Origin of the sequence: Thioclava atlantica (genome assembly GCF_000737065.1) — a bacterium.
Classification (GTDB): Bacteria; Pseudomonadota; Alphaproteobacteria; order Rhodobacterales; family Rhodobacteraceae; genus Thioclava; species Thioclava atlantica.
Genome location: NZ_AQRC01000002.1, coordinates 53,994 through 65,720, shown reverse-complemented (window position 1 = coordinate 65,720; position 11,727 = coordinate 53,994). Strand labels below are relative to the sequence as shown.

Sequence of the window (11,727 nt, the reverse complement as noted above, 5' to 3'; positions counted from 1 at the left end):
CCGATGCGAAAGACCCTGTCGGTCGCGATGGCGGCCATTCTGCTGCCTGCCGGGGCGCAGGCGATGCTGTTCGGCAGCTGGACCGAGCAGCGCTTCTCGCTGTTCTCGGGCAATGCGTGGCAGCAATCCTCCGATCAGGTGGCGGTCGCATCGGATGGCACGGTCTCGCTGCTCTGGCGCAGATTGCCGGGGGCGGATTGGAGCACGCGCCGGGCCGACTGGCGCTGGTCGGTCGATCAGAGCGTCCCGCCCACCGATCTCACCCGCAAGGGCGGGGATGATCGCGACCTGTCGCTCTATTTCATCTTCATGCCGAAAGCCGTGGCCGAGGCGAACCGCAATGCGGGCATCCGACAGCTTCTCGGGATCGAGGAGGCGCGCGTGCTGATGTATGTCTGGGGCGGCAACCATGCCCGCGGCGCGGTTCTGCCCTCGCCTTATCTGGGTGCGCGCGGCAAGACGGTGATCCTGCGCCCCGCGGGCACCGGGAGCCATAGCGAGACGGTCGATCTCGCGCGCGATTATCGTCGGGCCTTCGGGAGCGCGCCCACCAGCCTCGTCGGGCTCGCGCTTTCCGCCGATAGCGACGATACCGATAGCCGCATCCGCGCGAGAATTGCGGATCTCAGCTTGCAATGATCCAGCGCCGACTTGGAATCTCGATAAAATACATTTAGGCCAAATACTTGCGGATCATACTTGAAGCAAAACATTAAATTCAGATCGGCGCAAAGCGATCGGTTCCTGTGATCCTGACGCGCCGGCCCCGATGACGAAAACGCGATTTGCCGCGCGATCTCCCTGCGGGAGGATGACAAGCGCCCGCAGCTGTGGCAGGCATGCCTGCGAAGGAGCCATGACGTGAATTTCCGACAGAACGAAATCCTGGAGATCGCCCGCAACGAAGGGCGCGTGGGCGTGGAAGAGCTCGCCGCGCGGTTCAATGTCTCGTTGCAGACGATCCGGCGCGACCTCTCCGAACTGGCCGATACGGGGCATCTCGAACGGGTGCATGGCGGGGCGGTGATCCGCACCGGCGTCGTCAATTTCGCCTATGAGGAGCGCCGGCGGATGAACGAGGCGGCGAAGGCCGCGATCGGCCGGGCCTGCGCGCAGGCGATCCCCGATAACAGCTCGATCGTGCTCAATCTCGGAACCACGACCGAGGCGGTGGCGCGCGAGCTGCTGGGCCATCGCAACATCACCGTGGTCACCAATAATATCAATGTCGCCAATATCCTGATGGCCAATGAAAGCTGCGACATCCTTGTCGCGGGCGGCAATCTGCGGCGCTCGGATGGCGGGCTGGTGGGCGATCTGACGGCCGATTTCATGGCCGAGTTCAAGGTCGATTACGCGGTGATCGGGGCCTCGGCGCTCGATGCGGAGGGCGATCTTCTCGATTTCGACCTGGCGGAGGTTCGCGTCAGCCGGCGGATTCTGCGCCAGGCGCGCACGCGCTATCTGGTGACCGATGCCTCGAAGCTCGAACGCACCGCCCCGGTGCGGCTGGCCTCGCTTTCCGAGATCGACCGGGTCTTCATCGACAAGCCCCTGCCCGAGGAGCTTGCCAAGCGCTGTGCGGATTGGGGCTGCGAAATCACGATCTGCGAGGGGGCGTGACGGAAAGGGGGCGCCGCGCAGACGCCCCCGTCCTTCAGTTCGGCAATGCGGCGCAGAACCCGCCCGCCGCGGCGACCCCGGAGCCGAACGCGAAGACGGGCGGCGCCCGATAGGGGTTGAGCGGCGCACCGGTCAGGTCGAGCGCGACGAGGAGCAGGAGCGCGGCCAGCGCCACGGATGCGGTGAGGGCCCGGGTCATTTCGCGGCCTCCAGTCCCAGATGCGGACGCAGGCGGATGCCGAGCGCGGCCCCCGCGAAGGCCGCGGCGAACCAGACCCAGCCATGCAGGCTCCCGGTCGAGATCCCCGAGAAGAACGCGCCGACATTGCAGCCGAAGGCGAGGCGCGAGGAATAGCCGAGCAGGAACCCGGCCACGATCGTCGCCACCCAGGCTCTCGCCGGGTAGCGCGGCAGGGGCTGCGCAAGTCCGCCCCGACGCCAGCTCGCGACGCCGAACGCCCCCGCGATCAGCCCCAGATCGGTGAGGGAGGTATAATCGGTGAGCAGGCTCTCATGCAGTCGTGTCACCGACCCGGGCGCGGTCCAGAAGGCCGAGCCCGAGAGATCCATGCCGAGACCCTGCGCGCCCTTCGCGACCCACAGGCCAAGCCCGTAGACCACGCCCCAGGGCTGGCCCGCGACCATCAGGTTGGCGATCGCCAGAAGCGCCAGCACCAGTGCGGCGATCACGTAGCGGCGCGGCAGGCGGCGTGCCTCCGGCGCCCCGAGCCGGTAGAAGACCGCGGCCGTGATCCCCAGCAGCACCAGCGTGACGCCGAGCCCGCCCCAGCCGCTCAGGCGCAGGATCGGGAGCGCGCCGAGGCCGGTCCACCAGATCAGCCCATAGGCGCCCGCGAAGCTGCCGATCGCGAAGAACGGGAGCGCGAGCAGCCCGATCGGGTTGCCCGAGCCGGCATTGACGAGCGTGCCCGAGCCGCAGCCCAGCACCACCTGCATCGCCGCGCCGAAGACGAAGGCGCCGCCCACCATCGCCCAGCCGATCGGCGCCTGGGCGCCGGTAAGCTCTCCGGGATGGGAGGAGAGCAGCGGGATCGCGACGATCGAGACCAGCGCGATCGAGAGAAGCTGCGCGAGGATGCCCGCCGGTTCGCGGCGCAGGATCATCGCCCGCCAGGGGCCGGCGAAGCCGAAGCGCAGCCCCTCGAGCGCGATCCCGAACCCGAGCCCGATCGCGAGCATCAGCCCGTAGCGCGCGCCTCCGAAGAGCGACAGAACTCCGATGGCCACGAGGGCCGCGGCGACAAGTGCGGAACGCCGGGCGGTGAGGCCCGGCGCGCGCGTGCGGTCCAGCGTTGCGCTGATCATCCCTGCGACCCCATGATCTGGTTGAGGAGGTTGCGGAACAGGCCGGGCGTGTTCTCCATCTTCGCACCGGTGGCCGAATATTCGACCATCGAGCCGGGATAGAGCTTCACGTTCTCGATCCCGCCGAGCTCGGAGAGCGCGAACCAGTCGGTCGCCGCCCAGTGCCCGGTATTGCAGAAGGAGACCACTTCCTCACCGCCCTTGATCCCGAGTTTCTCCTTCAGCGCGGCGGCATCGGCCTTGGCCGAGATCGCGGTCGCGCCGGGCTGGAAGAAACTGGTATAGGGCAGGTTCTCGGCGCCGGGCAGGGTGCCGGGACGCTTCGCGGCCGGATGCGCCTTGCGGCCCTCGAAGAAGGGTCTGGGGCGGGCATCGACCAGCACCGCCTTGTGCTTGCCCTTCACGACCTCCTCGACGGCCGGGGTCTGCGCGGTCCAGGCATCGTTCCATGTGACAGAGAGCTGGGTCGGGGCGGGCGTGACCGCCTCGTTCGAGAGCGGCAGGCCCGCATTGGCCCAGGCGGTCGCGCCGCCATTGAGGATCGACAGGTCACGGAAGCCGGTGCTCTTGAGGGTCCAGTAGACCCGCGCGGCGGCGCCGAAATCGGTATCCGTGTCGCCTTGCGAGACCACGACGACGGGGCGCGCGGGATCGAGACCGAGGCGTTCATAGGTTGCCTCGAGCTTGACGACGGGGGGAACCTTGCCCGGATTGGCGGCGGGGCCGCGGAAGAGCCCGTAAGGGGCGTTCACCGCGCCCGCGATATGGCCCTTGTCATAGCCCTCGGCCCGGATGTCGAGGATGATCGGGGCGAGGCTGGCGCGCTCGGCCGCGAGGTCCTGCGGGCTGACGAGCGGGCCAAGCCCGCCCGCAAGCGCCGCCGAGGCCGCGAGCGAGGCGAGGCCGCCCAGAAGCGGAAGCACGAAGCGTTTCATGGCGAAAATCTCCAGATGGTGGATTTGCGTCCAGATCTACCAGAAAATGGCGCAAATCAAGGAACGGGACACCGTTTCAGGGCCGGGTAGCGAGAACAATATTCTGCCTTGCGTCGCCGCGTGGATATCCGTCGCGCCCAGGTCAGCGGTGGCGGAAGCCGTCTCGACGCGCGCGCCTGGGGAAGAACGGGCGTTCTTATTTTGCGCGATGGGTCTCGGGCGTGGGCTGTGAGGGGAGGTGACGCTGCCGGTGCTGCCATTGGCCGGGATCAACGATAGCGACGGGGGCCGGCCTTCCTCGCCACGCCTCCCGCCTTCGTGCGGGAAAAATGCACGCAACACATGACCTTCGCGAAACTTTGGTCTACTTCTCATGCCATCAGCCAGGCGCAATGGAAGGAGGAGACATTGCTGCAGGTGGATCTGACGGGGAAGCGTGCCCTCGTGACGGGCGCGTCCTCGGGACTGGGACGGCATTTCGCGAGGGTTCTCGCGCGCTCGGGGGCCGAGGTGACGGTCGCGGCGCGCCGGGTCGCGGCGCTGGAGGAAACCGCGGATGCGATCGCCGGGGAAGGCGGGCGGGTCGATGTGGCGGCGCTCGACGTGACCGATCCGGGCTCGGTATCCGCGGTCTTCGCGGGAGCGGCCTTCGACATCATCATCAACAATGCGGGCGTCACCCATGACGGCCCCGCTCTCGCCACGACCGAGGAGGACTGGGCGCGGGTGATCGACACCGACCTGACCGGGGTGTTCCGCGTGGCGCAGGCGGGCGCGCGCCGCATGGTCACCGAGGGGCGGGGCGGCAGCATCGTGAATGTCGCCTCGATCCTCGGGCTGCGCGTCGCGGGCCATGTCGCGGCCTATGCCACGGCGAAGGCGGGCGTGGTGCAGATGTCGCGCGCGCTCGCGCTGGAATGGGCACGCCACGCGATCCGCGTCAACGCGCTCTGCCCGGGCTATATCGAGACCGATCTCAACCGCGCCTTCTTCGCCTCCGAGGCGGGCAAGGCGCTGATAAAGAGGGTGCCGCAGCGCCGCCTCGGCCAGCTCTCCGATCTCGACGGGCCGCTCCTGCTGCTGGCCTCCGAGGCCGGGGCCTTCATGACCGGAACCGAGATCGTCGCCGATGGCGGGCATCTCGTCTCATCTTTGTAAGGACGCATTTCATGGATTTCACCATTTCGCCGCAGGTCGAGGACTATCGCGCGCGCATCGCCCGCTTCGTCGAGGACGAGATCCTGCCGCTCGAAGCCGACCGCGCGGCCTATGACGCGCACGGCAATATCCGCCACGACCATCTCGAGCCGCTGCGCGACAAGGCCCGCGCGGAGGGGCTGTGGTGCCTGCAGCTGCGCCCCGAGACCGGCGGGCAGGGGCTCGACAAGGTCGGCATGGCGGTCTGCTACGAAGAGATGAACCGCTCGATCTTCGGGCCCGTGGTGTTCAACTCCGCCGCGCCCGATGACGGCAACATGATGGTGCTGGAAAAGGCCGGAACGCCCGAGCAGAAGGCGCGCTGGCTCGCGCCGCTCGTCGAGGGTCGCGTGCGCTCGGCCTTCGCGATGACCGAGCCGCATCCGGGGGGCGGGTCGGACCCTTCGATGATGCTCACCACCGCGACCCGCGACGGCGATCGCTACGTCATCCAGGGTCGCAAATGGTTCATCACCGGGGCGGGCGAGGCACAGCATTTCATTCTGATGGCGCGCACCTCGGACGACCCGCGCAAGGGGCTCACGGCATTCCTGTTCGATCGCGACCAGCCCGGCTGGCGGATCGAGCGACGGATCCCGATCATGGGCCCCGAGGAGCATGGCGGGCATTGCGAGCTGGTCTTCGACGGGCTCGAGATCCCGGCCGAGAACGTGCTTCTGGGCGAGGGCGAGGGGCTGAAGCTGACGCAGATGCGGCTGGGCCCGGCGCGGCTCACCCATTGCATGCGCTGGCTCGGGCTGTCGAAACGCTGCGTGGAGATCGCGCGGACCTATGCGCATGAGCGCTTCGCCTTCGGAGAACGGCTCGCGAAGAAGGAAAGCATCCGGCTGATGCTGGGCGATCTGGCGATGCAGATCGAGATCGGGCGGCTTCTGGTGATGAAGGCGGCCTGGGCGCTCGATCAGGGCTCCTATGCGCGCAAGGAGATCTCGATGGCCAAGGTTCATGTCGCGAACCTTCTGCACAAGGCCGCCGATACCGCGATCCAGATCAACGGCGCGCGCGGCTATTCGACCGATACGCCGCTTGAATGGATCTACCGCTACGCGCGTCAGGCGCGGCTCGTCGATGGCGCGGATGAGGTGCACAAGATGGTGCTCGAACGGACCCTCGCGACGGAAGAGCGCGCATTCTGGACATGGGGCGTCGATGGCTGACGATCCGCAAGCGCTCCTGAACGACCAGCCGCATCTCGCCCCGCGTGCGGCGAACCATCGCCCGCTCAGCCCGCTCGATTTCCTCGACCGGGCGCTGAACGTCTTTCCCTCGCGCCGCGCGGTGATCTGGCGCGGGCGCGCCTGGAGCTACGCCGAATTCGGAGAGATCGTCGCGCGTCTGGCCGCCTATCTGCGCGCCGAAGGGATCGGGCCGGGCGACGTGGTTTCGATCATCGCGCCGAACCGCCCCGAGATGCTGGCCGCGCATTACGCGGTGCCGCTGGTGGGCGGGGTGCTCAACGCGATCAATACCCGGCTCGATGCCGAGGTCGTCTCCTATATCCTCACCCATGCGGGAAGCCGGTTGCTCCTCGCCGATGCGGGCTCGGCCGAATTGGCCGCGCAGGCCGCGCAAGAGGCAGGCGTGCCCGGCGTGATCCTCGCCGAGCCGGGGCCGGGGCAGGGGCAGGGGCAGGGGCTCGACCTGTTCTCGGGGCCCGCGCCGGACCTGGGGGACGTCATGGCGCATGTGGGCGAGGAATGGCAGCCGATCTGCCTGAACTACACCTCGGGCACCACGGGCCATCCCAAGGGGGTCGTCTATCACCATCGCGGCGCCTATCTGAACGCGCTCGGCAATGTGCTCGCGCTCGGGCTCGGCAAGGACTCGGTCTATCTCTGGACCCTGCCGATGTTTCACTGCAACGGCTGGTGCCACACCTGGGCGGTGACGGCGGCGGGGGGCACGCATGTCTGCCTCGACCGCGTCGATCCGGGCGAGATCTTCGAGGCCATCGCGGCGCATGGGGTGAGCCACATGGCCTGCGCGCCGGTCGTGCTCTACATGCTGCTCAACGATCCCGCGCGGGCCGCGCGCGGACCCGACGCACCCAAGGTCACGGTGGCCTCGGGCGGCGCGGCACCCTCCGTCGCTCTGATCTCGGGACTCGAGGAGATCGGCTTCGATTTCCTCCATCTCTACGGGCTGACCGAGAGCTTCGGCCCCGCGACGCTTTGCGCGCCGCCACCCGAGGAAACCCCCGATGCCGCCTCGCGCGCCGCCCGGCTCTCGCGGCAGGGGCATCGCCATGTCACCGCGAGCCGCGTGCGGATCGCCGATGAGGCAGGGGCGGAGCTGCCCGCGGACGGCGCGGCGATGGGCGAGATCACGCTGCGCGGCAACACGTTGATGGCGGGCTATTGGCGCGATCCGGAGGCGACCGAGGCGGCCTTCGCGGGCGGCGTCTTCCATACCGGCGATCTGGCCACGCGCCACCCCAATGGCGAGATCGAGATCCGCGACCGGGCGAAGGACATCATCATCTCGGGCGGCGAGAACATCTCGAGCCTCGAGGTCGAGAACGCGCTGCATCGTCACCCGTCGGTGTTGCTGGCCGCCGTGGTCGCGGCCCCCGATCCGAAATGGGGCGATATCCCGTGCGCCTTCGTCGAACTCAAGCCCGGCGCCTCGGTCACGGCCGAAGAACTGCGCCTCTTCTGCCGCGACCATCTTGCGCATTACAAGGTGCCGCGCCGCTTCGGCTTCGTCGAGCTGCCGCGCACCGCCACCGGAAAGATCCAGAAATTCGTGCTGCGCGAACTGGCGCGGGCGAGCGACGAGGAGGCCCAGCGATGACCCAGCAGATCGATTTCAAGCCGGCGGCGCTGCGCGCATTTCTCGATGACACGTTCGGCCCCGAGCCGGATTTCGTGCTCGAGCGGGTCAGCGGCGGTCAGTCCAACCCGACCTATTTCGTGACCCACGGGAGCCAGCGGATGGTGCTGCGCAAGCAGCCCAACGGGCCGATCCTGAAGGGCGCGCATGCGATCGACCGCGAATTCCGGGTGCTGCAGAGCCTTCATCCCGCAGGCGTGCCCGTCGCGCGGCCGATCCTCTATCACGACGATCCCGCGCTTCTGGGGACGCCCTTCTACCTGATGGAGCGGGTCGAGGGGCGGGTCTTTTCCGAAAGCGCGCTTCCCTGTGTCGCACCCGAAGAGCGCCACGCGCTCTGGATGGGGCTTGCCGATGCGCTCGCGGCGATCCATGCGGTCGACCCGGAAGAGGTGGGGCTGGGCGATTTCGGGCGTCCGGGGAACTATTTCGAACGCCAGATCGCGCGCTGGAGCAAGCAGTGGCACGCCTCCTCGAGCGATCCGATCCCCGAGCTTGACCGGCTCGCCGAATGGCTGCCCGCGAACCTGCCGCCCGACGATGGTGCGGTGAGCCTCGCGCATGGCGATTTCCGGATGGGCAACATGATCTTCCATCCGACCGAGCCGCGCGTGGTGGCGATCCTCGACTGGGAGCTCTCGACGCTGGGCCATCCGCTTGCCGATCTGGGGTTCTGCGTGATGCCCTGGCACACTTCGCCCGACGAATATGGCGGGATTCTCGGGCTCGATCGGGCCGCGCTCGGACTGCCGAGCGAGGCGGAATTCGTCGCGCGCTACCGGGAAGGCAATCCGGGCGTGTCCGAGCTTCTGCCCTTCCACAAGGCCTTCGCGCTGTTTCGCTTCTCGGTGATCTTCGTGGGGATCGCCGACCGGGTGAAGGCGGGCACGGCGGCGGGGCGCAACGCCTCCGAGATCGGCCCGCTCGCGCGCCGGTTCGCGATCCGCGCGCTCGAGATCGTCGAGGGGCGGGCGCAGGAATAGCGATCGAGCCTTCGTCCGGCGGCCCCTTGCCGAACGGGCGCGAGGCGTCGGCGAGAACCCACCTTCCTGCGCCGCTGCGCCCGGGGCGGGAACCGCGACCCGCGCACGCGCGCTTTTCGTTGTCCGCTTTCGTCCCAGCTTATAAAGGATGCGTCACGCGCCGCTTGGACGCCCGCACCCAACCGCATGAAAAGGCGTGAAACATGACCCTCTCCGACCGCTCTTCCGCCTTGCGTCCGGTTGCGAAGCTGCGCGCGATCATGCCGGTCGCCCTGGGGTTGGGGCTGTTCGTGATGGGGCTCTGGGCGCTGCATCACCTGCTGAGCACGATCGACGTCTCGAAGGTGATCGCGCAGATGAAGGCGACCCCGCCGCTCACGCTCGGGGCGGCGCTCGCGGCGGTCGCGACGGGCTATGTCGCGCTGGTGGGATACGATTTCTGGGCGCTCGACTATCTCAACAAGCGCCTGCCGCTGCGCACCGTCGCGCTTGGCGGGTTTCTGGGCTACGCCTTCGGCAACACGGTCGGGATCAGCGTGATCTCCGGGGGCGCGGTGCGCTACCGGATCTATTCGGCGGCGGGGCTCAACGCGTTCGACGTCGCGGCGCTGTCCTCCTACGTCGCGGTCGCGATGGGGATGGGGCTCACGCTGGTGGGGCTGATCGCGCTCGGCATCCATCCCGCCGCGCTGGCCGGGGTGATCTCGCTGCCCGAGCCGCTGATCCGGTTCGGCGCGCTCGCCATCGCCGGCACGGTGATCGCGGGAGCGTTCTGGCTGTCGGTGAGCGGGCGGGTGCTCATGCTGCGCGGGATCGAGATCGCGATGCCCGGGCCGCGCATCCTCGCCGGGCAGATCGTGGTCGCGCTATTCGATTCCACGATGGCGGCGAGCGCCTTGTGGATCCTGATGCCTGCAGGCACGCCGCCCTTCGCGACCTTCCTCGCGATCTATGCCGCGGCGACGATGGTGGGGGTGGTCAGCCACGTGCCCGGCGGGGTCGGCGTCTTCGAGACGGTGGTGATCGCCGCGCTGCCCTCTTCGGTGCCGCTCGGCGATGCGGCGGCGGGGCTCCTGATGTTCCGCATCCTCTATTTCCTGCTGCCCTTCGCCATCGCCTTCCTCGTGGTCTCGATCAACGAGGCGCGGCTCGCGGGCGGCTGGGCGGCGCGCCTGTTCGGCGAGATCCCCGAGCCGATGCGGCCGGTCTTCCGGACGCTCTCGCCCGCCGCCCCGCCGCTGTCGGGGATCGCGGTCTTCGGGCTCGGCTTCTGGCTGATCATCGTGGCGCTGATGCCCTCGATCCGCTCGCCCAGCGAGGAACCCGATCTGGTGGGCGCGCTGCTCGCCGAGGGCGGCACGATCGTCTGCGCGCTGGTGGGGGCCCTGCTGATCGTGCTTTCCCACGCGCTCGCGCGGCGGGTGCATCTTGCCTATCTCGCCACGCTGGTCGCGCTCGGCTTCGGCACGGTGGCCGTGCTCGTCATCAACCGCGATTACGAGAGCGCGGCGCTGCTGGTGGTCTGCGGACTGGCGCTCGCGCCGTTCCGCAACGCTTTCAACCGCAGCGCCGCGCTGACCGAGGGGATGTTCAGCCCGATCTGGGTCGCGACCGTTCTCGGGATCGTCGCGGCGGGCGCGACCTTCTTCTTCCTCGCCCATGCGGCCACGCCCTATACCAGCGCGCTCTGGATCGACTTCACCGACCGCTCCGCCACCCCGCGGGCGCTGCGCGCGGGGCTGCTCGGTTCGGCGGTCCTGCTGAGCTTCCTGCTCTATCTGGCGCTGCGTCCCGCCCGGCATGTGGGGTTCGCGGCACAGGAGGCCTCGCCCGAGGAAGTGCGGGCGATCGCCGCCGCGCAGGAGGATCCGCAAGCCTGGCTCGCCTTGAGCGGGGACAAGGAGATCATGCTTTCGCCCGCGCGCGACGCCTTCGTGATGTATGCGCATCGGCACGGGCTTTGCGTGGCGCTCGGCGATCCGGCGGGGCCGCAGGAGGCGGCGACCTCCCTGGCCTGGGATTTCCAGGACCGGGCGCGGACGATAGGCCTCAAGCCGATCTTCTACGAGGTTTCGCAACGCTACCTGCCGCTCTGGATCGAGATGGGGTTCTCGCTGCACAAGATCGGCGAGGAGGCGGTGATCGACCTTCCCGCCTTCTCCCTCGCGGGTGGACGCTTCAAGACCATGCGCGCCGAGTTCAACCGGGCGCAGCGCGAGGGGCTGGGGCTGGAGATCGTCTCGCCCCCGCATGACGACGCGCTGATGTCCGAGCTCGAGGAGATCTCGCGCGCCTGGCTTGGCGGTCAGCGCGGACAGGAGAAGGGCTTCTCGGTGGGCCGCTTCGCGCGCGGCTATCTCGACCGCTGCGAGATCGCGCTGGTGCGGCGCGAGGGGCGCATCATCGCCTTCGCGAACCTGCTTGGAACCGGGGCGACCGCGCGCATCGGCGTGGACCTGATGCGCTATCGCCCCGGCGACGCGGAAGGGGTGATGCAATTCCTGTTCCTCGCGCTCATCGAAGAACTGCGCGAGCGGGGCACGCGCGAGCTCAGTCTCGGGCTGGCGCCGCTCTCGGGGCTCGCGAATCGGCCCTCGGCCTCGCTCTCGAGCCGCTTCGGCACGCTGGTCTACCGTCACGGCGGCGCGTTCTACAATTTCGAGGGTCTGCGGCGGTTCAAGCAGAAATTCCATCCCGACTGGCGCCCGCGCTATGTCGCTTTGCCTCCCGGGCTTTCGCCCTATCTCGCACTGGCAGATATCGCGGTGCTCATCTCGGGCGGTGCGCGCAATCTCATTTCCAGGGAGTGA

General features: G+C 68.5%; 11 protein-coding genes. 8 read left to right on the top strand and 3 right to left on the bottom strand.

Annotation, left to right across the window (positions count from 1 at the left end):
• The first annotated feature begins 3 nt into the window (after window positions 1–3).
• Entirely contained in the window at window positions 4–639 is a 636-nt protein-coding gene (locus DW2_RS02810) for a DUF3047 domain-containing protein (RefSeq protein ID WP_038143638.1), read from the top strand.
• A 222-nt stretch (window positions 640–861) separates the two neighbouring features.
• Window positions 862–1,623 carry a DeoR/GlpR family DNA-binding transcription regulator gene (locus DW2_RS02805; RefSeq protein WP_051855231.1) on the top strand — a complete coding sequence of 254 codons (762 nt, stop codon included), beginning with the start codon at window positions 862–864 and terminating at the stop codon, window positions 1,621–1,623.
• A gap of 34 nt (window positions 1,624–1,657) precedes the next feature.
• Here DW2_RS02805 and DW2_RS20035 read toward each other — a convergent pair whose 3' ends face one another.
• The 3 genes from DW2_RS20035 to DW2_RS02795 are packed head-to-tail and all read right to left on the bottom strand — an operon-like array spanning window position 1,658 to window position 3,884.
• Window positions 1,658–1,822, bottom strand: a complete 165-nt coding sequence (locus tag DW2_RS20035; protein WP_202900078.1) for a hypothetical protein — start codon at window positions 1,820–1,822, stop codon at window positions 1,658–1,660.
• Window positions 1,819–2,949 carry a YeeE/YedE thiosulfate transporter family protein gene (locus DW2_RS02800; RefSeq protein WP_038143635.1) on the bottom strand — a complete coding sequence of 377 codons (1,131 nt, stop codon included), beginning with the start codon at window positions 2,947–2,949 and terminating at the stop codon, window positions 1,819–1,821. The genes DW2_RS20035 and DW2_RS02800 overlap by 4 nt, the downstream gene beginning before the upstream one ends.
• Window positions 2,946–3,884 (bottom strand): sulfurtransferase, encoded by a 939-nt coding sequence (locus DW2_RS02795; protein ID WP_038143632.1) that lies wholly within the window; start codon window positions 3,882–3,884, stop codon window positions 2,946–2,948. Before DW2_RS02795 ends, DW2_RS02800 begins: the two co-directional genes overlap by 4 nt.
• Here DW2_RS02795 and DW2_RS02790 point away from each other — a divergent pair.
• The 6 genes from DW2_RS02790 to mprF all read left to right on the top strand — a co-directional run bounded on the left by DW2_RS02790 (window position 3,883) and on the right by mprF (window position 11,727).
• Window positions 3,883–4,116, top strand: coding sequence for a hypothetical protein (locus DW2_RS02790; protein ID WP_038143630.1), 234 nt, complete (start codon window positions 3,883–3,885; stop codon window positions 4,114–4,116). The genes DW2_RS02795 and DW2_RS02790 overlap by 2 nt on opposite strands.
• 110 nt (window positions 4,117–4,226) lie before the next feature.
• Window positions 4,227–5,042: an SDR family NAD(P)-dependent oxidoreductase gene (locus DW2_RS02785; RefSeq protein ID WP_081874821.1), complete on the top strand. Its 816-nt coding sequence runs from the start codon at window positions 4,227–4,229 to the stop codon at window positions 5,040–5,042.
• An 11-nt stretch (window positions 5,043–5,053) separates the two neighbouring features.
• A complete protein-coding gene (locus tag DW2_RS02780) occupies window positions 5,054–6,259 on the top strand; it encodes an acyl-CoA dehydrogenase family protein (protein ID WP_038143626.1) in 1,206 nt (401 codons plus the stop codon).
• Window positions 6,252–7,895 (top strand): AMP-binding protein, encoded by a 1,644-nt coding sequence (locus DW2_RS02775; RefSeq protein ID WP_051855228.1) that lies wholly within the window; start codon window positions 6,252–6,254, stop codon window positions 7,893–7,895. Before DW2_RS02780 ends, DW2_RS02775 begins: the two co-directional genes overlap by 8 nt.
• Window positions 7,892–8,917: a phosphotransferase family protein gene (locus DW2_RS02770; RefSeq protein WP_038143624.1), complete on the top strand. Its 1,026-nt coding sequence runs from the start codon at window positions 7,892–7,894 to the stop codon at window positions 8,915–8,917. The genes DW2_RS02775 and DW2_RS02770 overlap by 4 nt, the downstream gene beginning before the upstream one ends.
• A gap of 203 nt (window positions 8,918–9,120) precedes the next feature.
• Window positions 9,121–11,727, top strand: coding sequence for a bifunctional lysylphosphatidylglycerol flippase/synthetase MprF (gene mprF / locus DW2_RS02765; protein ID WP_038143621.1), 2,607 nt, complete (start codon window positions 9,121–9,123; stop codon window positions 11,725–11,727).